The organism is Aeromonas popoffii, assembly GCF_037818705.1.
Classification (GTDB): Bacteria; Pseudomonadota; Gammaproteobacteria; order Enterobacterales; family Aeromonadaceae; genus Aeromonas; species Aeromonas popoffii.
Window position 1 is genome coordinate 3533046 of record NZ_CP149129.1, and the last position, 21881, is coordinate 3554926.

The window sequence follows — 21881 nt, forward strand, 5'->3', positions numbered from 1 at the left end:
CCGCAGATGCACTTTAACCGTATCAGCACGTGCGCAGCGCTTCTATGGCCGCCACTGGCAACCAGAGCACTGTATTTGCATCACCCTCGATCAGCGCAACAATGGCCTCTCTCGGGCCTGCTTGCCATGCCTCAGTCCCATAGAATGCCGCCTGAGAGCGGTTCAGATGCTCAAGGTCATCGTAGGCACGCATCAGAAAATAGGCGTCCGGATCATGCAAGGAGGGGCCATGGCTCACCACATCCATCCCCCAGGCAAGGTGCAAGGGCTGACTCTGCTCGGTGACCAGCCGATGAAAAGCCGCACGGCTCCCGGCCTTGAGCCGATAGCTCCGGATCTCCAGCACTCGCTTCATCACGCTTTCTCCTGCTAAAAATGGTGTAAAAAGGCCCATACAGCACCATTCGATCGGCCAGAGGCTCAATCGTCATAAGGCAAGGTGTCGGGATCACACCCAGTGTGATCGGGCGCCGGATCCTGCACAAACTGCACGGCATCGATATGGGTGTGGCCCTGCATCAAGGCCTTGCTCACCCTGTGCATGCCATCCATGACCCGTCCCGCACTGTCCAGAATGATGGGATAGGCGAGATCGGCGGCCAGCATCAGCTGACAGTGCTCTATGATGCTGCGCACCGTGGGTCTGGCCTCGCCGTATCCATACCAGTGCTCAAAATCCAGTTCGGCAATCTGTGCCAGCGGCACAGCTTGCACCGGCAGCCCGCGGCTCCGCCGTACCAGACGGCGCACATCCCATGCCAGTAACCCCTCGGGACTATCGCGAAAATGGTACTGGGCACGGATGGACAAGATCAGATCCTCATCTGTACTCGCGCGCTCGCCTGACATGCTGCCTCCTCTGTCTGCTGAACGAACTCGGCGCCCGTAGCGGGGCCGAAACAGAAAAAACAATGCCACCCGAAGGTGGCATTGGCCTCAAACCGGATTAACGCCGTTATCAGGCATAAACCGGGAAACGACGGCAGATGTCCAGCACCTGCTCACGTACGGTGGCCAGCACGGCATCGTTGTCGTGGTTGTCCAGCACGTCGCAGATCCAGTTGGTCAGCTGGATGGACTCGGCTTCCTTGAAACCACGGCGGGTGATGGCCGGAGTACCGATACGCACACCCGAGGTGACGAACGGGGAGCGCGGGTCGTTAGGAACGGAGTTCTTGTTGACCGTGATGTTGGCCTTACCAAGGGCGGCATCGGCCTCTTTACCGGTCAGCTCGCGACCAATCAAGTCCACCAGCATCAGGTGGTTGTCGGTACCGCCGGAGACAATCTTGTAACCACGCTCGATAAAGGTCGCGGCCATGGCCTTGGCGTTTTTGACCACCTGAGCCTGATAGGTCTTGAACTCGGGCTCCAGCGCCTCTTTGAAGGCCACGGCTTTACCGGCGATGACGTGCATCAGCGGGCCACCCTGGCCGCCCGGGAAGACAGCGGAGTTCAGCTTCTTGTAGAGATCTTCATCGTCAGCGGCGGAGAGGATCAGACCACCACGGGGACCGGCCAGGGTCTTGTGGGTGGTGGAGGTGACCACGTGAGCGTGGGGCACCGGGTTCGGGTAGACGCCAGCGGCAATCAGACCGGCCACGTGCGCCATGTCGACGAACAGCCAAGCACCGATTTTGTCAGCGATTTCACGCATGCGGGCCCAGTCAACGATACCGGAGTAGGCGGAGAAGCCACCGATCATCATCTTCGGCTTGTGCTCAACGGCCAGACGTTCCATTTCGTCATAGTCAATCTTGCCGGACTCATCGATACCGTAAGGGATGATGTTGTACAGCTTGCCGGAGAAGTTCACCGGGGAGCCGTGGGTCAGGTGACCACCGTGGGCCAGGTTCATGCCCAGCACGGTATCGCCCGGCTGCAGCAGCGCCATATAGACGGCGCTGTTGGCCTGGGAGCCGGAGTGCGGCTGCACGTTGGCGTAAGTGGCACCAAACAGTTCCTTGGCGCGCTCGATGGCCAGGGTTTCGACCACATCGACATACTCGCAACCACCGTAGTAGCGCTTGGCCGGATAGCCTTCGGCATACTTGTTGGTCAGCTGGGAGCCCTGGGCTTCCATGACGCGGGGGCTGGTGTAGTTCTCAGACGCGATCAGCTCGATATGCTCTTCCTGACGACGGGTCTCGTCTGTGATGGCCTGCCACAGCTGGGGATCATAGCCTGCGATGGTCATGTCACGTTTCAACATCCGTTTATCTCCTGAAAATCGTTTGCGCGTTAGGTGAAGTGGGCAGCGGCATTGTAACGTGAGCGAGATCAAAGAGACAGTCCAACCACCCAAAAATTTGTTTAAACAATGTAAAATGTGTCGCAAATATCGAGGCCCGCGTCGCCCCCCAATCCTCCGCCAGCGTGCCTGCCAAGGCGCTCGTTCCCATGCCTTCTTCCTTGCTGTTCACTACCCCACACCCCAGACAACAGCCACAAACGCAGACAAAAAATAGAAAAAACCAGAACCGGATCATAGATATAGCGATTATTAATAGATAACATCTTTGCGTGACGCAGTGGTTGCCCAGCCAAGATGGAGGCAAAAAATGCCGCGCAAGGCGTTCACCCTTCGCCAGCACACCTGCCGACCAAGGGTGGGTAGGGACGACCGTTTGGCTGAACCGCCCAGCCATCGCTGGCCACCCCATTGCAACACCATGTTCCCGACCCGCTTCCGCCTCGCTCTTTCTTCTCTGCACCGGCTCAACACGGGAGTACGCCATGATGGATAACCTGATGCTTTTTCTGATCATATCGGTATTCGCTGTTTTCTATTGGGTCTACTATACCGGCAGTCGCAAGAGCCCCTTTACCTATCAGTGGGAGGCCTTGCCCACCTGGGAGCAGTATCTGGCCGCCCATCCGGAGGCCGTCGATGGCGATATCATCTTCTGCATTCATTGCGGCCATCATGAACAACTGGACGTCGGCCTGCTGCATCAGACCGATTTTCGGCGCCAGCATATCTGCGTCCGTTGCAAGCAGGCGCTCTACCGCGAAGAGCGCTGATCCATCAATCAAGGAACCGCAAGATGACACTATTGACCGCCAGCTGCCTGTGTGGCGCCGTGGCCCTGAGCCTGCCCGACCAGTTCGACTACCTGGGCAACTGCCACTGCTCCGAGTGCCGCAAGTTCTCCGGTGCCGATTACGCCCCGGTCGGCGGGCTGGACGGTGACAAGGTCACGGTCACCCGTGGCGAAGAGGCCATCAGCCGCTTTCAGAAATCCCCCGAGACCACCCTCGCTTTCTGCCGCCACTGCGGCTCCAGTCTGTTCAGCCAGAAGCAAAGCAGCGGCAAGCTGAACCTGCGCCTCGGCATTCTCAACGAGGCGCCGACCCAACGACCCGGTTTCCACATCTTCGTCGGATCCAGGGCGCCCTGGCACGAGATCTGTGATGCGCTGCCGCAGTTCGAGGCCCGCCCCACCGTCTGACGTCGTTACCAACATGCCCTGAAAACGTCGCCTCCGGCGGCGTTTTTGCTGGCCTGTTCGGCGAATTGTCACCTATGGGTTAACTTTTCTGCCAAAGCCGTTAGAATCGGTTTCACTCTGTTTCCCGCTTGCCATCCACGGAGGAAAAATGCAGGAATTTCTGGCCACTAGCGAACGTCGGGCCGAACTGTACTGGTGGTTTGCCACCCTGTTTAGCGCCGAGCTCAGTGATGAACAGATCGCCGAATACGACAGCTACGATGTGCGAAGCTTCCTGAAGAGCCTCTCCACGCTGGATCCCATGCGCCCGGCCGTCACCGAACTCAACGAGGCCATCGCCCGCCTGCTGGTGCGCCCGGATCGGGCCCGAGCCCTGACCGCCGATTTCAAGGCGCTGTTTCTGGCCGACCCGGCCGTTCAGCCTTATGAATCCGCCCATCTGACGGTGGCATCCCTGGTGCGCATGCAAGAACGACTGGCACGGCTCGCCATCGACGTCGGTGCCAAGTACCCGCAGCCGGTCGATCATCTGGGCGTCGAACTTGATCTGATGGGCAATCTCATCATACGCGCCGCCGAAGCCGCCAGTGCCGATCAGCGTGAACGGTGGCTCGGCGAGCAAGAAGCGTTGTTGCACACTCATCTGCTGGCCTGGTTCCCCCTTTTTGAGGCCACCTGCCGCGCCGCCGATCCATTCGGCTTCTATGGCGCCAGCGCCCGCCTGCTGGGGGTATTCCTCACCATGGATGCCAACTACCTCAGCCTGGTCAAACCGGCCCGTTCCGCCGACTGAGCCGATGAAAACAGCCCTGTTACTGATCGCCTGCTGGCTGCTGGCCCTGATCCCGCAGGAGCAGGGTCTGACCCCCTTGATCAGCCTGCTGTTCAATCCGGATAGAGAGATCTACGGCACGGCACAGCTCACCGGCTTTGGCGGCATACTGCTGACCCTCTATCTCGCCAATCTGGGGGTGGAAGTGGTGCTGCGCCGTCGTTTTCAGATAGCGGGCATGCTCACCCTGCTGGTCGCCTGGATAGACTTCATCAACGCCAGCGGCAGCGAGGCCCACTGGCTGCTGTTACTCGCCCTCTCCCTGCCCTTCCAAGTGCTAGGCCTGCTGGTGCTGGTGCGCGGCATTCAGGCATTCGGCCGCCAGAAGGGCTGAAGAACCGCCAAAAGTATTACAAATCATGACAGCCGGATCCGAAGATCCCCCGCTATCGCAAGGCGGGTGTGACGAACGACGGTAACATCCGCTTACATTCAGCTCCCATTCAGTTTTGTTGCAACCGTTATAGTGCCGCTCCTTTTCCACCGATACAGGAGCAACCCCATGCCTCCACAGGACTCACGCATCACGGGTCTCGACCTGTTGCGAGGGCTCGTCATCTTCATGGCCGTCTTCGAACACTACACCGGCTACCTCAACTACTGGTATATCGACTTCTTCAACCGGGAACAGGCCCTGTGGGACAGCTTCTATCTGTCGCACAAGGCCATGGCTGGCCATCTGCTGCCCATGGATCACACCACGGCACAGGTCTCGGCCTGGCTCATTCCCTGGGTGAGCCAGATCTATCTGGCCCTGGCGGCCTTCAACCTGAGCCGTCGCGATCAAGCCAGCTTCAAACCGCAGCTGGCCGGCAAGCTGGTGCTGTTTGCCAGCATCATTCTGGTGCTCTATGTCGAGGGACTGGTCATAGCCCCCAACTTCGGCGAGGCCATCTCTTTCTATCCGGTCATGCTGTGGATGTGCCTGCTGGCGCTCTTCTCGCTGGTCTACGCCTGGTTCGGTATGCGCGGCATGCTGCTGCTGACCCTGCTCAGCCTGCTGCTGGATCAACTCGGCGTGCAGACCCTGCTCGGCCACATCGACAGCTGGATGAAGCTGCATGTGCACCCTGACTATGAGCTCGATGCCCGCCTCGATCTCTTCATGGCCAGCGGTTGCTTCGGCTTCCTGTATGGCTGGTGCTGGCATCAGCGTCCCCAGTGGCGGGATCGCCTCAACGGCCTGGTGCTCACCCTCTCTCTCATCGCCCTCGCTGTTTACCTTGTGTTTGGCGAACGCAGCTCCGTCGAACTCAACGACATCTATGCCAACGAGCATGAGCTGGCGATGGACATGACCGGCCGCGCCGGGATCTGGGGTATGGAGTTTCTGGTGATCGGTGTCGTGCTCTGGTTGCATCAGCGCAACATCCGCCTGTGCTGGCGCCCGCTCAACTGGATAGGCATGTATTCGCTGACCGTTTTCATCTTCCACAAGAGCATCTTCGTGCACCTGTGGGGCCCCTTGCTGCTGTGGTGGACCGCTCGCCAGGGCACCATATTGCCCAACAGCTTCGGCCTCATCATGGCACTCAGTGCCACCAGCGTGTTTCTTATCTACGCCTTCCAGCGCTCCGGTATCATCTGCCACCTGATGGGCATGCATCAAGACAGAGACTGGCTGCGGCTCTATGGCAAGTAGCCGTCGCTGGCTACTACTGGCCCCGGCCCTCGCATTGCCCCTGTCAGCCAAGGAGCCGGACAACCTGTGGCAAGTGGGCAGCCAGTGGCAGCTCGGCAGCAATCAGGCCGGGGGCAGTGCCGACGCCAGCATGCAGCTCTGGCTCACCCATGAACGGGAGACCCTGGTTGGCCTGATCTTTGCCGATGGACAGAGTGCGGGACTGGCCTTGCCGCTCTACCAAAAGAGCTTCCTCGCCGTGGGGGTCAGCACCATGCAGGTGGTCGATCGCACTCGTTTCAGCGCGCTCTGGCGCCTCGGCTGGCAGTTGGATGAGGATCATCAGCTGACCCTGGGCCAGCTCTACGATGTCACCGGTCGCTATGGCCAGATCTGGTATATGGAGCACAGCCTGCCGCTGCCGGCCGCCCTCTCCCTCAACCTCTGGCTAACGCGGGGCAGTCAGGCTCACATGGCAGCTTATGATGCCAACTCGGGTTGGCGGGACTGGGGGCTCACGCTCGAGCGCAGCTGGGCCTGGCAGCAGTGGCGACTGGGCACTGAGCTAGGGGCCAAGCAGTGGCTGATCAAGGAGCATGACTGGCAGCCGGTGGTGAGCCTGACCCTGAGCTATCGCTTCCACTGGTAGCGCCCCCACCACTCCACCTTTGATAAACCAACCCCTGAACACGTCAGGCACCAGAGAGGGGGCAAATACAGCCCCTCTCTCTTCCCTCCAAAGCGCTTCATGCCATACTGATAACACCTTAAATGACAATAAAGTCAATTCAGGAACCATCATGTGCGAAGAGACATCCGAATTCATGCCTGCCTCACCAAAAACAGGTCATATGAATCCAAATGAACTGCAGCAACTGTTCGAGCTGGCACCGTTTGGCATAGGTGTGTTCGACCGCCATTTTCGCTGCCGCAGCGTCAATCAGACACTCGCCGATATCAACGGCCTCTCCCGTGAGGATCACTACGGCAAATACTTGCGTGAGATATTGCCGACTCTGGCGCCAGTACTGGAACCCCTGTTCCAGCAGATCATCAGCAGCAGCGTCCCCCAGGTGACGCTGAGCCTGAGTGGTCAGACAAAGGCGCATCAGGGCCAGCAACGGCACTGGCAGGCCATTTACAGCCCCATGCGGGATGAGCAGGGCACACCTGACGGCATCCTGACCATAGTGCGGGATGTGACCGAGCTGGTCGAGGCGCAGCAACGGCTGCAACTGGCCATGAGCGCCGGCCAAGTCGGGGTCTGGGAGTGGTATGTGGCAGAGGATCGGCTGCAATTTGATGGCCAGGTTGAACGTCTGCTCGGGACGCAGGCCCATCAGTTTGAAGGGGGAATGGATCAGTTCATCAAGCGCTTCGACCCGGTCTCGGGGGAGCAACTCAGATCGGCGCTCAAAGGCACGGCCCCCCTTCATCTGACCTTGAGCTATCTGGGGCCCGATCAGGTGCGGGGCTGGATCGATCTTCACACCCTTCACGTGGCGACCCCCGACAGTTTGGGGCACCGCATCATGGGGGTGATCCACAACGCGACCGATCGTTGCATTCAGGAAGACCAGCTGCGCCAGGCCAATGTGGTATTCGAAACCACGGCCGAGGGCATCATCATCATGGATGGCCAGCGCCAGATCATCTCGGTCAACCCGGCCTTCTGCAACATGACCCAATATGAAGCGAACGAGGTCGTGGGCAAGTCGCCGGAATCCATCATGCATCCGCGCAGCCATACCGGTATCGACTACCCCTGGCATACCCTGCAGCCCGGCAGCCATGCCTGGCACGGGGAGATGATATGCCTGCGCAAGGATGGCGGCTACTTCACCTCCTGGCAGCACGTCAGCGCGCTCTACGACAATCGCCACAACATCACCCACTACGTGATCGCCTTCTCCGACATCAGCGCCATCCGCAAGGCCGAGGCACAGCTCAATCACCTCGCCTATCACGATCCCCTGACCGAGCTCGGCAACCGCAACCTGTTGCAGGAGCGGCTCGAACTGGAGATCAAGACAGCCCAGCTCAACCGGCAGCGACTCGCCCTGCTGTTCATCGACCTGGACGGCTTTAAGCTAATCAATGACAACCTGGGCCACAGGGCGGGGGATCAGCTGCTCAAGCTGCTGGCCGAACGCATCCGCCTCTGCCTGCACCACAACGACGTTGCCACCCGGCTCGGTGGAGATGAATTCCTGGTGCTGATCCCCTATTTCGAGCAGCAGGAAGAGCTGGAACGGCTTGCCGATCAGCTGCTGGCCCGCCTGCGCGAGCCGGTCGAGCTGGCACACGAGCAGGTCGCCGTCTCCGCCAGCATCGGCATAGCCCTCTACCCTGAACACGCCCAGAACCCGGATGCCCTGGTCAGCGCCGCCGACAACGCCATGTATGAGGCCAAGAGCCGGGGCCGCAACGGCTATCTGTTCTACACCCCCGACATGGCCGAGCAGCTCCGTGAGCGAATGAGCATGGAGCAGGGACTGATCAAGGCCATAGAACAGCATCAGCTCTGCATCATGTACCAGCCACTGACGGACCTGAACAGCAACCGCCTGAGCGGGCTGGAGGCTCTACTGCGCTGGCAACATCCCAACGAGGGCATGATAGCCCCCGCTCGCTTCATCCCGGTGGCCGAGGAGTGCGGTCTGATAGAGCAGATTGGGGAGTGGGTGATGCGCACCGCCTGTCAGCAGGGGCAGACGTGGCTGGCGGCTGGCCTGGCGGTACCACGGCTCTCGGTCAATGTCTCGGTGCGGGAGATGCGTACTCCTGGCTATGTGGAACGGGTCGCCGCCATTCTGGCGGAAACAGGTTTCCCGCCGGATCGGCTGGAGATAGAGGTCACAGAGAGCATCATACAGCGGGTTGATCAGAGCATGCAGCTGTTCACCCGCCTGAAGGCGCTGGGGGGTGCAGATCGCCATCGACGACTTCGGGACCGGCTTCTCATCCCTGAGCCTGCTGAAAAGCCTGCCCATCGATCGCATCAAGATAGACCGCACCTTCGTGCAGGCCCTACCGGATGACAAACACAGCCGGGAGTTGTGCCGTACCATCATCAACCTGGCAGACAGCCTGAACATGGCGGTCACCGCCGAGGGGATCGAAACCCAGGCTCAGCGCCAGTTTCTGCAATCCCTGCACTGCCAGGAGGGACAGGGCTATCTGTTCAGCCATCCCTTGACCGAGCCCCATCTGGCCGCTCAACTGGCCCCCAGCAAGGGGGTTTGGTGTTGACCTGGGATAGAACCGGGCACATCACTTATTCGTTGAACGTCAACCCTAACTCTGTATCCCAAACCTCACTACGAGCCTGATGCGAATCAGCCAGCAAGGCATCCTGAGGGTAACGTAAGTCGGGCTGTCGAAGCGTCACTGTCACCGGGGGCTTGCGCGCCAGAAATGCATTGCCCATCTGATCGGCAATACGCTCCCGCACTGCTGGCGAGCCGCCCTGCTCGCGAGTCACGGGGAACTCTTTGGGCTGGGGAGCAGCAAGCGCGGTTTCATCAACCAGCGTAGAGGCATCGGACTGCCAGAGGGCGGTGCAAAGGAGCAGGGACAACATAGCTATCTCCATCGATAAAACCGATGTTTTTACGCTATCACCGATGAGTTGTCACGAATGGCACTGTAAGTAACTGTTTCCATCTATCCAAAAGTCTAATTGCCCTCCCTCGCCAAAGGTATAAGTTGTTACTTAATCATTACAAGAATGTATTAAAAGGAGTGACACATGAGCGAGAGCAAGGTCTACCCGATCAAGGCCCACATCAGCAAGGACGCCCTGTTGGACAAGGCAGGCTACGAGGCCATGTACCAGGCCTCGGTGCAGGATCCGGATGCCTTCTGGGGTGAGCAGGGAAAGATCCTCGACTGGATCAAGCCCTATACCAAGGTCAAGAACACCTCCTACGACCCGGGCCACGTCTCCATCAAGTGGTATGAAGATGGCCTGCTCAACGTCTCGGCCAACTGCCTGGATCGCCATTTGGCACAGCGCGGTGACAAGGTCGCCATCATCTGGGAAGGGGACAACCCCGCCGAAGATCGCAAGCTGACCTACCGCGAACTGCACAGCGAAGTGTGCAAGTTTGCCAACGTCTTGAAAGCACAGGGTGTACATCGTGGTGACGTGGTCTGCCTCTATATGCCCATGGTGCCGGAAGCCGCCATCGCCATGCTGGCCTGTACCCGTATCGGCGCCGTGCACAGCATCGTCTTCGGCGGCTTCTCGCCGGAGGCCCTGGCCGGTCGCATCATCGACTCCGGCTCCTCCATCGTCATCACGGCCGACGAGGGGCTGCGCGGCGGCCGCCCGGTCCCGCTCAAGAAGAATGTGGATGAAGCGCTCACCAACCCGGATACCCAGGTCAGCAAGGTGATAGTGCTCAAGCGCACCGGCGGCAAGGTCGCCTGGCATGGCCACAGGGACATCTGGTGGCACGAAGCCATCGCGACCGTCAGCGCCGACTGCCCGCCCGAAGCCATGGGTGCCGAAGATCCCCTGTTCGTCCTCTACACTTCAGGCTCGACCGGCAAGCCCAAGGGCGTGTTGCACACCACAGGCGGCTATCTGGTCTATGCCACCCTCACCTTCAAGTACATCTTTGACTACCACGAGGAGGACATCTACTGGTGTACCGCCGACGTGGGCTGGGTCACGGGCCACTCCTATCTGGTCTACGGGCCGCTCGCCAACGGCGCCACCACCATCATGTTCGAAGGGGTGCCCAACTACCCGGCCACCAACCGTATGAGCCAGGTGGTGGACAAGCACCAGGTCTCCATCCTCTACACGGCACCGACGGCGATCCGCGCGCTCATGGCCAAGGGCCGGGATGCGGTCGAGGGCACCTCTCGCCAGAGCCTGCGCATCATGGGCTCCGTGGGTGAACCCATTAACCCGGAAGCCTGGGAGTGGTACTACCGCACCATAGGCGAGGAGCGCTGCCCCATCGTCGATACCTGGTGGCAGACCGAAACCGGTGGCATCCTCATCAGCCCGCTGCCCGGCGTCACCGATCTCAAGCCAGGCTCAGCCACTCGTCCCTTCTTCGGTGTGCAGCCAGCGCTGGTAGACAACATGGGCGAGCCGCTGGAGGGGGCCACCGAGGGCAATCTGGTGATCTCCGACTCCTGGCCGGGTCAGATGCGCACCGTGTTCGGCGATCACGAGCGCTTCGAGCAGACCTACTTCTCGACCTTCCCAGGTCGTTACTTTACCGGCGACGGCGCCCGTCGCGATGAGGATGGTTACTACTGGATCACGGGGCGAGTGGATGATGTACTGAACGTCTCGGGACACCGCATGGGCACAGCCGAAATTGAATCGGCGCTGGTCTCCCATCCCAAAATTGCCGAAGCGGCTGTGGTGGGGGTGCCTCACGAGATCAAGGGTCAGGGCATCTACGCCTATGTCACCCTGATCGCCGGGGAAGAGCCGAGCCGCGAGCTGCACAAAGAGGTGAAGGAGTGGGTCCGCAAGGAGATTGGCGCCATCGCCACCCCGGATGTGATCCACTGGGCCGAGGGACTGCCCAAGACCCGTTCCGGCAAGATCATGCGCCGAATTCTGCGCAAGATTGCCACCGGCGAAACCGATAGCCTGGGGGATATCTCCACCCTGGCGGATCCGGGTGTAGTGGACAAGCTCATTCGCGAGAAGTCGGAAGCCGCATGATCATGCGCACCATAATGCAGCGCAAGATTGCCGCCGGCGAAACCGATAGCCTGGGGGATATCTCCACCCTGGCGGTTTCTGATGTGGCGGACAAACTCATCCGCGAGCAATCCTAAGCGGCCTGATCCCGCCCCTTCTCAGCCCCCAAAGCCGGCCCAGTGCCGGCTTTGTCGTCTCTGCTACCGAGCCATTGAATAGCGAGCTGAATAGTTCAAAAAACAGACAGATGTAGAGATTAGACCAGTAAAATGCTGCTAATTTTCACGAAATCAATATAATTGCGAAATCTGTGTACCAGTGCACACCGAATTGCGCAGAAAATGGCTAGATTTCTGGTAGTCCACAAGATAGCGGATAGATAGCAGCATTATCATCGAGGATGTACTCAATATGTCGCAAAATCACCGTATTCTCCTGCTCAACGGGCCGAACCTGAACCTGCTGGGCAAACGGGAACCGGGCATCTACGGCAGCAAGACGCTCGACGAGATCGTTGCCGATCTGACGCACAACGCCAGCGAACTCGGGGTCACACTGGAACACCTGCAATCCAACGCCGAACATGAGTTGGTCAGCCGCATTCACCAGGCCATGGGCCAGGTGGATTTTATCATCATCAATCCGGCAGCCTTCACCCATACCAGTGTCGCCATCCGCGATGCACTGCTGGGTGTGGCCATCCCCTTTATCGAGGTTCACCTGTCAAACGTCCATGCCAGGGAGCCCTTCCGTCATCACTCCTATCTGTCTGATGTCGCCAGGGGGGTGATCTGCGGGCTGGGTGCCGATGGCTACCAATTCGCTTTAACCGCGGCCGTGCATCAGTTGCGCGCGGCTTGATAATCACTGATCAGATAAAGAAGAAAGAGAATGCTAATGGATATCCGCAAAATCAAGAAGCTGATTGAACTGGTTGAAGAGTCCGGCATCGCCGAACTGGAGATCTCCGAGGGTGAAGAGTCCGTTCGCATCAGCCGCAACTTCTCCGGTCAGGTGACCACCGCCATGCCGCAGATGATGATGCAGCCAGCCATGGCCCCTGCCGCCGCACCGGCCGCAGCCGCCACAGCACCGACCGCCGATGCGGCCGCGCCGAGCGGCCATCTGATGCGCTCCCCCATGGTGGGCTCCTTCTATCGCTCCTCCAGCCCGGAAGCCAAACCGTTCGCGGAAGTGGGTCAGCACGTCAATGTTGGCGATACCCTGTGCATCGTCGAAGCCATGAAAATGATGAACCAAATCGAGTCTGACAAGGCCGGCGTGATCAAAGCGATCCTGGTTGAAAATGGTCAGGCCGTCGAATTTGACGAGCCGCTGTTCATCATCGAATAAGGGAAATTGCCACCCATGTTGGACAAAGTAGTCATCGCCAACCGCGGTGAAATTGCCCTGCGGATCCTGCGCGCTTGCAAAGAGCTCGGGATCAAGACAGTGGCCGTTCACTCCACCGCCGATCGGGAGCTCAAGCATGTGCTCCTCGCCGACGAAACCATCTGCATCGGCAAGCCTGCCAGCGGTGAATCCTACCTCAATGTGCCGGCGATCATCGCCGCCGCCGAGGTCACGGGAGCCGTTGCCATCCACCCGGGTTATGGCTTCCTCTCCGAGAACGCCGATTTCGCCGAAGTGGTCGAAAAATCCGGCTTCATCTTCATCGGCCCTAGGCCTGAGACCATTCGCCTGATGGGTGACAAGGTCTCCGCCATCGAGGCGATGAAGAAGGCTGGCGTTCCTTGCGTACCAGGCTCCGACGGCCCCGTCGACAGCGATGCCAAGCACAACGCCGCCATTGCCAAGCGCATCGGTTATCCGGTGATCATCAAGGCCGCCGGTGGCGGTGGTGGTCGCGGCATGCGCGTGGTACGCAGTGAAGCCGAGCTGGCTGCCGCCATCGCCCTGACCAAATCCGAAGCAGGCCAGTTCTTCAAGAACGACATGGTCTACATGGAGAAGTACCTGGAAAACCCGCGCCATATCGAAATTCAGATATTGGCAGACGGCCAGGGCAACGCCCTCTATCTGGGCGAGCGTGACTGCTCCATGCAGCGTCGCCACCAGAAAGTGGTCGAAGAGGCACCGGCACCCGGCATCACCGAAGAGATGCGCAAGTTCATCGGCGAGCGCTGCGTGCGCGCCTGTATCGAGATCGGCTACCGCGGTGCGGGGACCTTCGAGTTCCTGTACGAAAACGGCGAGTTCTATTTCATCGAAATGAACACCCGTATCCAGGTTGAGCATCCGGTCACCGAGATGGTCACCAGCGTGGATCTGATCAAGGAGCAACTGCGCATCGCCGCCGGTCAGCCCCTGTCGATCACCCAGCAGGACATCCGCATCCGTGGCCATGCCATCGAATGCCGGATCAACGCCGAAGACCCGGCTACTTTCATGCCGTCTCCGGGCCTGATCCAGCGCTTCCATGCGCCGGGTGGTCTGGGCGTACGTTGGGATTCCCACATCTACGCCGGTTACAAGGTTCCGCCTTACTACGACTCCATGATCGGCAAGCTGATCTGTTACGGCGAGAACCGTGACGTCGCCATCGCCCGCATGCGCCAGGCGCTGGACGAACTGGTGGTGGAAGGGATCAAGACCAACGTCTCCCTGCAAAAAGAGATCATGAAAGACGAAAACTTCCAGCACGGTGGCACCAATATCCACTACCTGCACAAGAAGTTGGGTCTGTAAGGATCTAAGGCAGAACAATGACTTCCGATAGAAGTCAGCTCCGTAAGGAGCCTGTGTTGAAAAAGGGCCATGGCGACATGGCCCTTTTTTGTTATCCTTGCGCCCCTCAAAATTGTCGGAGGCCAAGGTGAATCGTTTCGCGCTCGCTCGCCGGGAAGCAGCCCTCTGCCTGCTGCTGACCCTGCTCTACTTCCTTGCCTGGTATGGCACTGCGTACTTCATCCCCGAAGAGATCGAATACTGGGACATGCCGCTCTGGTTCCTGCTCAGCTGCATGGTAATGCCACTGTTGTTCATCGTGCTGTGCGGCCTGATGGTGGATCGCCTGTTTGTGGATATTCCCCTCGATACGCCCCCCCCCCATGCCAAGGAGCCCCCCCATGAATCTTGAGCTGATGCTGCCGCTCATCCTCTATCTGGTGCTGGTGCTCGGGATCGGCTTCTGGGCCAGCCGCCACCGCGCCGGCGGCGACTTTGTGCAGGAGTACTTCATCGGCAACCGCAGCATGGGCGGCCTGGTACTGGCCATGACGCTGGTAGCCACCTATACCTCGGCGTCCTCTTTCATCGGCGGCCCGGGGGCGGCCTACAAAATAGGCCTTGGCTGGGTGTTGCTGGCGATGATCCAGCTGCCCACCGTCTGGCTCACGCTGGGGGTGCTCGGCAAGAAGTTCGCTATCATAGCCCGCCGGGTCAATGCGGTGACCATCAACGACATGCTGTGGGCCCGCTATCAGAGCAAGGCCGTCGTCGTGCTGGGCTCGGTCACCATCATCCTCGCCTTTATCGCGACCATGGTGGTGCAGTTTATCGGCGGCGCTCGCCTGCTGGAGACGGCGACCGGCCTGAGCTATCAGCAGGGGCTCTTCCTGTTTGCCAGCTGCGTGCTGCTCTACACGGTGATCGGCGGCTTTCGCGCCGTGGTGATGACCGATGCCCTGCAGGGGATCATCATGCTGATCGGCACCGGCGCCTTGCTGGCGGGGATTTTGATTGCCGGTGACGGCCTGCCCAATCTCATCCACCAGCTCAGGGAGATCGATCCCAAGCTGGTGAGCCCGCAGGGGGCCGGCGACATGCTGACCCAGCCCTTCATGCTGAGCTTCTGGATCCTGGTCTGTGTCGGGGTAGTGGGGCTGCCACACTCGGCCCTGCGCTGCTTTGGCTACCGCGACAGCAAGGCGCTGCACAGAGGCATTCTCATCGGCACCGTGGTCAGCGCCCTGCTGATGTTCGGCATGCACCTGGCCGGGGCGCTCGGTCGCGCCATCCTGCCCGGCATGGACAGCCCGGACAAGATCATGCCCTCGCTGATGATGGAGGTGCTGCCCCCCTGGCTGGCCGGGGTCTTCCTGGCGGCGCCCATGGCAGCCATCATGTCCACCATCGACTCCCAGCTGATCCAGTCCTCTGCGACCCTGGTGAAGGATCTCTACCTCAACTACCTCAATCCGAAGCAGGAGAAGCTGGAGGTGCGCATTCCCCGCCTCTCCCTGCTCTGCACCCTGATCCTGGGCACTTTGGTGCTGCTCGCGGCGCTACAACCCCCCGAGATGATCATCTGGCTCAACCTGCTCGCCTTTGGCGGCTTGCAGGCGGTATTCCTCTGGCCGCTGGTGCTCGGCCTCTACTGGTCACGGGCCAACGGCCCGGGCGCGCTGGCCAGCATGGTGTCCGGCATCGTCTGCTATGGCGTGTTGAGTCAGTGGGGGATCAAGCTGGCCGGACTGCACGCCATAGTGCCGAGCCTGGGGCTGGGACTGGCTGCCTTCGTGGTGGTCAGCCTGCTGACACCACCACCCGATCAGGGCGTGCGGCGATTGTTTGAGCAGCAGTAACAAATAGATTAATGAAGGGCTCCAAAACCATCCTCAAATGGGTGTTTTGCAGGTAAAATGTGCGCCAAGTCACAAAACCACGTTCCCTTATGCCAATACAGAACGCCAGACAGATCCTGACTCATGCCCTGCAACGACTCGGTTATGCCCTGCTGTTGCCGGTCTCCATAATGCCGCTGGCGGCCATGTTCTATCGGCTCGGTCAACCGGATGTGCTGGATCTGGCGGTGCTCTCCCTCACGGGACGTGCCCTGTTCAGCCAGATGCCGCTCATCTACGCGGTGGCCATCGCCTTCGGCCTGAGCCGGCAGGGAGAGGGTACCCAGGCGCTGGCCGGGGCCGTCAACTTTCTGTTGCTGAGTTCGGCACTGGGCACCCTGTCCCCCGGCCTGCATGCGGACATGATCTGCGGCCTGCTGGCGGGCATGACCACGGCCATCGTCTACCCCTGGGTGAAGCGGCATACACTGTCGGGCTGGTTGCATAGAGTGAATCGGGACTTTCTCTGCCTGTTCGCCTCGGCGCTCAGCTGCCTGTTGCTGGCGTTCCCTCTCTCCCTGTTCTGGCCCCTGCTGGAGCAGGGCATCACGCTGCTGGCCTCAGAGCTGCTCACCACCCCGCTGGGGGCTTTCTGCTATGGCGTGCTGAACCGCTTGCTGATCCCCCTTGGCCTGCATCAGGTATTGGGCAGCCTCATGGGGCTGGGCGAGAGCAACCTGCAGGCGCTGGCCGCCGCCCAGCCGCTGCACGAAGGGTATGTGGCCGGGCTCTACCCCATCATCATGTTCGGCCTGCCGGGTGCCTGTTTTGCCATCTGGCTGCACCGCCAGCGCATGCAGCGACTGCCGCAAGGGGGCCTGCTGCTCACCCTGGCGCTCACCTCGGCACTGGTCGGGATCACGGAGCCCATCGAGTTTCTGTTCGCCTTCACCGCCCCCTGGTTGTTTCTGGCCCATGCCCTGCTGACCGGGCTGTCGCTCGCCATCTGCAATGCTCTGGGCATCCAGGTGGGCAGTTACTTCTCCGCCGGCCTGCTGGATCTGATGCTGAGCTATCAGTCCGGCGTGCACAGCTTCTGGCTCATTCCGGTCGGTATCCTGTTCTTCGTCGCCTATACCCTGCTGTTCTATCAGCTGCTGGAGCGCGCCCCCCTCAGACTGCCGAGCAAGCCCATCGCCAACGAGTATCCACGGCTGGCGAGCGTCGCCCCCTCCGACCCCCAGATGCTGGCGATCCAGTACCTCAAGGTGCTGGGCGGGATGGACAACCTGCAGGCCATGAGCGTCTGCCTGACCCGCCTCAGCCTGCGGGTCCGCGACATAGCGCGGGTGGATCAGTCTCGTCTGCTGGGGCTGGGTTGCCTCTCCTGGATCCAGCTCAACGATCACCAGCTGGTACTGGTGCTGGGCCCCAATGCCAGCCTGATCGAAGGGCAGATCCGCATGCTGGCGGAACGCCAGTCGGTACCGCTCGGCCTCAAGCCCAACCAGGAGTCCGCCAACCAGAGCAACTGGTAACCTCAGGCAAACGGCAGCCGCTCGGCGACGACCTCCATCAGCGAGCGCATTCGGGGAGATGAGGTAGAAGGGATTGGGCGGTATGGGGTGATCCGGCAGCACCTTGTGCAACCGCCCCGTCGCCAGATCCTGCTGGCAAACGTGGTGTGGCAACAGGGCAATCCCCCTTCGTGCAACGCCATTGCTGTACCAACGCCACTGCCGAGCACTGGGCCACTATGGCGGGGCTAATCCGACTGTTTGGCCATATCTGTACCATCGCCGAATCGAGCGAGCCCAGGGATCTCTCCCTGCTCAAGAGCAAGAGCGTCACCTTCAGCCAGGAGTTTATGTTCACCCGCGCCCTGTTCCAGACCCCTGACATGATCGAGCAGCACAGGTCGCTTCCCGTCACCCAATGAGAAAGACATTCACCGAGCCGACTCGGCGGCGTTCTCTTCCTGCGTCATGCCGACATGGGCAAACCACGACAGCACAGGCCCATGATGATAGAATCTCGCGGTTTCACATTTATGAAGAGTCGACGCCATGCCCTGGATACAAATTCGAATCAACGCCACTGCCAAGACAGCAGACAAGGTGAGCAACATGCTGCTGGGGCGTGGAGCCCAGGCCGTGACCTTTATGGATGCCCAGGATGTGCCCGTGTACGAGCCGCTGCCGGGTGAAACCCCGCTCTGGGGCGAGACCGAAGTGATGGGCCTGTTCGATGCCGAAACCGATCCGGCCCCCACCATCGCCTTCTTCCAGCAGATCTTCGGCGAAGACATGGGCTACAAAGTCGAGCAACTGGAAGACAAGGACTGGGTACGCGAGTGGATGGATCACTTCCACCCCATGCAGTTTGGCGAGCGACTCTGGATCTGCCCGAGCTGGCGCGATGTGCCGAACCCCGATGCGGTCAACGTCATGCTGGATCCTGGGCTGGCCTTCGGTACCGGTACCCACCCCACCACAGCGCTCTGCCTGCAGTGGCTGGACGGGCTGGATCTGACCGGTAAAACCGTGGTCGACTTTGGTTGTGGCTCCGGCATTCTCGGCATCGCCGCCCTGAAACTGGGTGCCGCCCGCGTCATCGGCATCGACATAGACCCGCAGGCCATCCAGGCCAGCCACGACAACGCCGAGCGTAACGGCGTGGCGGGCCAGATTGAACTCTACCTGCCTGCGGACCAGCCGCAAGACGTCGAAGCGGATGTCGTCGTAGCCAACATCCTGGCCGGCCCGCTGCGCGAACTGGCACCGCTTATCGCCGGCCACGGCAAGGCGGGCAGCCTGATGGCCCTCTCCGGCGTGCTGGAAAGCCAGGCCCCGGAGCTGGAAACCATCTACGGCCAGTGGTTCGACATGGACCCGACCGCAGTGAAAGAGGAGTGGTGCCGCCTCTCCGGCCGCAAGCACGGCTGATAAAATCCGCCACTTCCTATACAAGCAGGGCTCCCGTACGGGGGCCCTGCTCGTTTCAGTCCCCATGAAACCTGACCAGCCAATACGAGGCTCGTTGGCTTGCCCATAGTGCTAACCCGCCGTGAAAAATATCCACTCGAGAACAAATTCCGATTCGATTCCGGTAGGATGACCATCAAACGAGGAATGATGGGAACGGAGACTCTTTATGCGCATTGCCATTCTGGATGATTATCAGGATCAGGTTCGTCATCTACCCTGCTTTGCCATGCTGGCGGGGCATGATGTCATGGTACTCAACCAGAGTGAGCCAGATGCAGCACGTCTTGCCGCCATGCTGGAAGGCATTGAGGCTCTGGTACTGATCCGCGAGCGTACTCGCATCGACGAACACCTGCTGATGGGGCTTCCCTCACTCAAGCTCATCAGCCAGACCGGCAAGATCAGCCAGCATATAGACCCGGTACAGTGCCAACAATACGGTGTTGCCATCGCTGAAGGGGTCGGCAGCCCCATTGCGCCTGCCGAGCTCTGCTGGGCACTCATCATGGCGGCCTCGCGCCATATTCCCGCTTACAGCAAAGCGTTGGGCCAAGGCCAATGGCAGCAATCCGGCAGTCTCGGTCTGGGTCGAACCCTGCACGGTCTGACACTCGGCATCTGGGGCTATGGCAAGATAGGCCAGCACATAGCCCGCTATGGCAAAGCATTTGGCATGTCGGTACTGATATGGGGCAGTGACTCATCCCGTCAGCGGGCAGAGCAGGATGGGCTGGAAGCCGCTGCCGGCAAGGACGCATTTTTCCGGCGGGCCGATGTCTTGTCCCTCCATCTGCGGCTCAACGAGATCACTCGAGCCTGCGTTACCCGTGCCGATCTGGCTCGCATGAAAGCAGACTCTTTGCTGGTCAATACCAGCCGGGCCGAGCTCATCGAGCCGGGAGCCCTTTATGCCGAGCTCACCGCCAATCCGCTCAAGCAAGCTGCGCTGGATGTGTTCGATCTCGAACCAGCCACACTCGACAGCGAGCCCCTGCTGCGTCTGCCCAACGTGCTGGCCACACCGCATCTGGGTTATGTGGAGCAAAACAGCTATGAGCTCTACTTTCGCAAGGCATTTGAAAATGTGCTGGCCTTTGCCGATGGCAGGCCACAAAACCTGGTGATACCGGCGCAGGGCTGAAGCTCACGCTTATTCTGCTGACAAGGCAGTCATATATGCCTCTGTCCGTACGCGTGTGCGGCAGCCAGCAGCCCCACTCACCTCATGCCAATCAGAGAGCAGAATGCCCCATGACCGAATATCAAAAGATGATCAGTAGCCAAGTCTATAACTGCATGGCGCCGGAGCTGGATGTCCTGCGCCGCGAGACGGCGCGCCGCTATCGCCGTTTCAATCGCAGCGAGGAGGAGGAGGAACTGCTGACGCTGCTGCAGGAGATAGTCGGCGAGCTGGCACAGGGGGCCTTTATTTGTCCGCCCCTCTACTGTACCTATGGCCGCCATATCAGCCTGGGAAAAAATTCCTATATCAACATGGGGGCCACTCTGCTGGACAACGCACCGATCCGCATCGGCGCCAACGTCATGATAGGACCGAACGTGCAGATCTACACCGCCGCCCACGCGCTGGCAGCCGATGAGCGCATTCAGGGGATGGAGACGGCATTGCCGGTGACCATAGAAGACAGGGTCTGGATAGGCGGCGGCGCCATCCTGCTGCCCGGCGTCACCATAGGGCGGGAGGCCATCGTCGGCGCGGGCGCTGTGGTGACCAAAGACGTGCCAGCCGGTGCGCGGGTGGTGGGCAACCCGGCCCGGATCCTGCCTGCCAACACGGGGCGCTGATCCTTTCCCGTTGCCAGGCGGTCGCAGCAACCTACGAGCGGGCCGCGCAGTGAAGTACGGGCAGGCATGCGGCAGTTAACAGGAGTCCATAAAAATGAAGCCCAATGTCACGAAGACGTTGGGCTGTAAAAAGGTGCTACGGAATTGCGACTCTCATCGCAGAAAATCAGAAGGGGTCACCTTCTAAACTGGCATAGAGATATTAATAAGGCGCAAACGTTTTACATAGCGTAATCAACCAAGATTGAGAACAGCCTCTCACTATTTAAAAAATTCCCTGCCAAGCCCCATCCCCCTCTTGGCAAGTATTTATTTATCAGTACAGCCTCAGGAACATAATCGGGCAGGCTCAAAAAAGCCCTGACAAGTCAGGGCTTTGGCTAAAAGATGCCGATTAGAAACGACGGACAAACTCATCTGGCGGCAGTTCGCGCAACTTGCGCGCCTCCAGCATGGGGGTACCGAGGTAGAGGAAACCCACCAGTTGATCCTCCGGTGCCAACCCCAACCCCTCGTTGACCCGCTCATCGAAGATGAACCAGCCGGAGCGCCAGATACCGTTGAAGCCCTGCGCCTGCGCTGCCATCTGCATCGCCATCAGGGCGCAACCGGCAGAGAGCTCCTGCTCCAGTTTCGGCACCTTGGGGTGGGCCTGATAGCGGGTGGCGACGGCCACCAGCAAGGGCGCGCGCAGCGGCGCTTCGCTGCACTTCTTGACGCTATCGTCATCCTCGCCACGGGCGCGGGCGGCCTCGGCCAGCAGGTTACCCAACCGCTCACGACCCTCCCCTTCAAACAGAATGAACTGCCAGGGAGTCAGGGTGCCGTGATCCGGCGCGCGCAGGCCCGCCTTGAGGATATTGTCGAGCACCTCACCGCTCGGGGCGGGATCGGCGAGACGGCCACAGGAGTGGCGGTTGAGCAACAGGGTGAGGGCATCCATGGGCAATTCCTTCTCTGGGGCAATGATGGCGCTACCT

22 protein-coding genes and 3 pseudogenes are annotated in these 21881 nt (G+C 60.1%); 18 read left to right on the forward strand and 7 right to left on the reverse strand.

Annotated elements, in window-relative coordinates:
• Positions 1-22: 22 nt before the first annotated feature.
• The 4 genes from WJM78_RS16115 to WJM78_RS16130 all read right to left on the reverse strand — a co-directional run bounded on the left by WJM78_RS16115 (position 23) and on the right by WJM78_RS16130 (position 2738).
• Positions 23-355, reverse strand: coding sequence for an NIPSNAP family protein (locus tag WJM78_RS16115; protein ID WP_339010526.1), 333 nt, complete (start codon positions 353-355; stop codon positions 23-25).
• 65 nt (positions 356-420) lie between these two features.
• A complete protein-coding gene (locus WJM78_RS16120) occupies positions 421-849 on the reverse strand; it encodes a hypothetical protein (protein ID WP_339010529.1) in 429 nt (142 codons plus the stop codon).
• A 109-nt stretch (positions 850-958) separates the two neighbouring features.
• Positions 959-2212 carry a serine hydroxymethyltransferase gene (glyA, locus tag WJM78_RS16125; protein ID WP_042035830.1) on the reverse strand — a complete coding sequence of 418 codons (1254 nt, stop codon included), beginning with the start codon at positions 2210-2212 and terminating at the stop codon, positions 959-961.
• Positions 2213-2216: 4 nt separating this feature from the next.
• Entirely contained in the window at positions 2217-2738 is a 522-nt protein-coding gene (locus WJM78_RS16130) for a hypothetical protein (protein WP_275929569.1), read from the reverse strand.
• On the opposite strand from WJM78_RS16130, the gene WJM78_RS16135 reads away from it, so the two are divergent.
• From WJM78_RS16135 to WJM78_RS16165, 7 genes and pseudogenes are all read left to right on the forward strand, one after another.
• On the forward strand, positions 2737-3024 hold the full coding sequence (locus WJM78_RS16135; protein ID WP_042035832.1) for a hypothetical protein: 288 nt from the start codon (positions 2737-2739) through the stop codon (positions 3022-3024). The genes WJM78_RS16130 and WJM78_RS16135 overlap by 2 nt on opposite strands.
• Before the next feature lie 23 nt (positions 3025-3047).
• Positions 3048-3452 carry a GFA family protein gene (locus WJM78_RS16140; protein ID WP_042035833.1) on the forward strand — a complete coding sequence of 135 codons (405 nt, stop codon included), beginning with the start codon at positions 3048-3050 and terminating at the stop codon, positions 3450-3452.
• Between the two features lie 148 nt (positions 3453-3600).
• Positions 3601-4245: a molecular chaperone TorD gene (gene torD, locus WJM78_RS16145; RefSeq protein ID WP_339010536.1), complete on the forward strand. Its 645-nt coding sequence runs from the start codon at positions 3601-3603 to the stop codon at positions 4243-4245.
• 4 nt (positions 4246-4249) lie between these two features.
• A complete protein-coding gene (locus tag WJM78_RS16150) occupies positions 4250-4618 on the forward strand; it encodes a hypothetical protein (RefSeq protein ID WP_275929572.1) in 369 nt (122 codons plus the stop codon).
• A 168-nt stretch (positions 4619-4786) separates the two neighbouring features.
• The gene (locus WJM78_RS16155; protein ID WP_287146086.1) at positions 4787-5926 is read left to right on the forward strand and encodes a hypothetical protein; all 1140 of its coding nucleotides are present in this window, start codon (positions 4787-4789) and stop codon (positions 5924-5926) included.
• A complete protein-coding gene (locus WJM78_RS16160) occupies positions 5916-6554 on the forward strand; it encodes a hypothetical protein (RefSeq protein ID WP_339010539.1) in 639 nt (212 codons plus the stop codon). Before WJM78_RS16155 ends, WJM78_RS16160 begins: the two co-directional genes overlap by 11 nt.
• A gap of 151 nt (positions 6555-6705) precedes the next feature.
• A pseudogene (locus WJM78_RS16165) lies at positions 6706-9157 on the forward strand (sensor domain-containing protein).
• A 25-nt stretch (positions 9158-9182) separates the two neighbouring features.
• Here WJM78_RS16165 and WJM78_RS16170 read toward each other — a convergent pair.
• Positions 9183-9488: a hypothetical protein gene (locus WJM78_RS16170; protein ID WP_339010541.1), complete on the reverse strand. Its 306-nt coding sequence runs from the start codon at positions 9486-9488 to the stop codon at positions 9183-9185.
• A 168-nt stretch (positions 9489-9656) separates the two neighbouring features.
• Between WJM78_RS16170 and acs the strand changes: the two genes are divergently transcribed.
• The 7 genes from acs to WJM78_RS16205 all read left to right on the forward strand — a co-directional run bounded on the left by acs (position 9657) and on the right by WJM78_RS16205 (position 17646).
• Complete coding sequence (gene acs, locus WJM78_RS16175) at positions 9657-11603, forward strand: acetate--CoA ligase (RefSeq protein ID WP_042035840.1); 1947 nt, start codon at positions 9657-9659, stop codon at positions 11601-11603.
• 390 nt (positions 11604-11993) lie between these two features.
• On the forward strand, positions 11994-12443 hold the full coding sequence (gene aroQ / locus WJM78_RS16180; protein ID WP_065402637.1) for a type II 3-dehydroquinate dehydratase: 450 nt from the start codon (positions 11994-11996) through the stop codon (positions 12441-12443).
• Between the two features lie 36 nt (positions 12444-12479).
• Positions 12480-12935: an acetyl-CoA carboxylase biotin carboxyl carrier protein gene (gene accB / locus WJM78_RS16185; RefSeq protein WP_042035842.1), complete on the forward strand. Its 456-nt coding sequence runs from the start codon at positions 12480-12482 to the stop codon at positions 12933-12935.
• Positions 12936-12950: 15 nt separating this feature from the next.
• Entirely contained in the window at positions 12951-14291 is a 1341-nt protein-coding gene (gene accC, locus WJM78_RS16190; RefSeq protein WP_212513047.1) for an acetyl-CoA carboxylase biotin carboxylase subunit, read from the forward strand.
• Positions 14292-14403: 112 nt separating this feature from the next.
• A complete protein-coding gene (locus tag WJM78_RS16195) occupies positions 14404-14682 on the forward strand; it encodes a YhdT family protein (protein ID WP_275929603.1) in 279 nt (92 codons plus the stop codon).
• Positions 14672-16129 carry a sodium/pantothenate symporter gene (gene panF / locus WJM78_RS16200; RefSeq protein ID WP_339010545.1) on the forward strand — a complete coding sequence of 486 codons (1458 nt, stop codon included), beginning with the start codon at positions 14672-14674 and terminating at the stop codon, positions 16127-16129. Before WJM78_RS16195 ends, panF begins: the two co-directional genes overlap by 11 nt.
• An 89-nt stretch (positions 16130-16218) precedes the next feature.
• Entirely contained in the window at positions 16219-17646 is a 1428-nt protein-coding gene (locus WJM78_RS16205; protein WP_339010547.1) for a PTS transporter subunit EIIC, read from the forward strand.
• 2 nt (positions 17647-17648) lie between these two features.
• On the opposite strand, the pseudogene WJM78_RS16210 reads toward WJM78_RS16205, so the two are convergent.
• Positions 17649-17811, reverse strand: a pseudogene (locus WJM78_RS16210) (LysR substrate-binding domain-containing protein); the annotation flags it as partial.
• Between the two features lie 20 nt (positions 17812-17831).
• Between WJM78_RS16210 and WJM78_RS16215 the strand changes: the two are divergent.
• The 4 genes and pseudogenes from WJM78_RS16215 to WJM78_RS16230 form a co-directional block, all read left to right on the forward strand.
• A pseudogene (locus tag WJM78_RS16215) lies at positions 17832-18032 on the forward strand (zinc-binding alcohol dehydrogenase family protein); the annotation flags it as partial.
• Positions 18033-18174: 142 nt separating this feature from the next.
• Positions 18175-19053 carry a 50S ribosomal protein L11 methyltransferase gene (gene prmA / locus WJM78_RS16220; RefSeq protein ID WP_212513051.1) on the forward strand — a complete coding sequence of 293 codons (879 nt, stop codon included), beginning with the start codon at positions 18175-18177 and terminating at the stop codon, positions 19051-19053.
• A gap of 208 nt (positions 19054-19261) precedes the next feature.
• Positions 19262-20236 (forward strand): D-2-hydroxyacid dehydrogenase family protein, encoded by a 975-nt coding sequence (locus WJM78_RS16225; protein ID WP_212513052.1) that lies wholly within the window; start codon positions 19262-19264, stop codon positions 20234-20236.
• Between the two features lie 110 nt (positions 20237-20346).
• A complete protein-coding gene (locus WJM78_RS16230) occupies positions 20347-20901 on the forward strand; it encodes a sugar O-acetyltransferase (RefSeq protein ID WP_339010551.1) in 555 nt (184 codons plus the stop codon).
• A gap of 394 nt (positions 20902-21295) precedes the next feature.
• On the opposite strand, the gene WJM78_RS16235 is transcribed toward WJM78_RS16230, so the two are convergent.
• Positions 21296-21844, reverse strand: a complete 549-nt coding sequence (locus tag WJM78_RS16235; RefSeq protein ID WP_339010552.1) for an NAD(P)H nitroreductase — start codon at positions 21842-21844, stop codon at positions 21296-21298.
• Positions 21845-21881 lie beyond the last annotated feature (37 nt).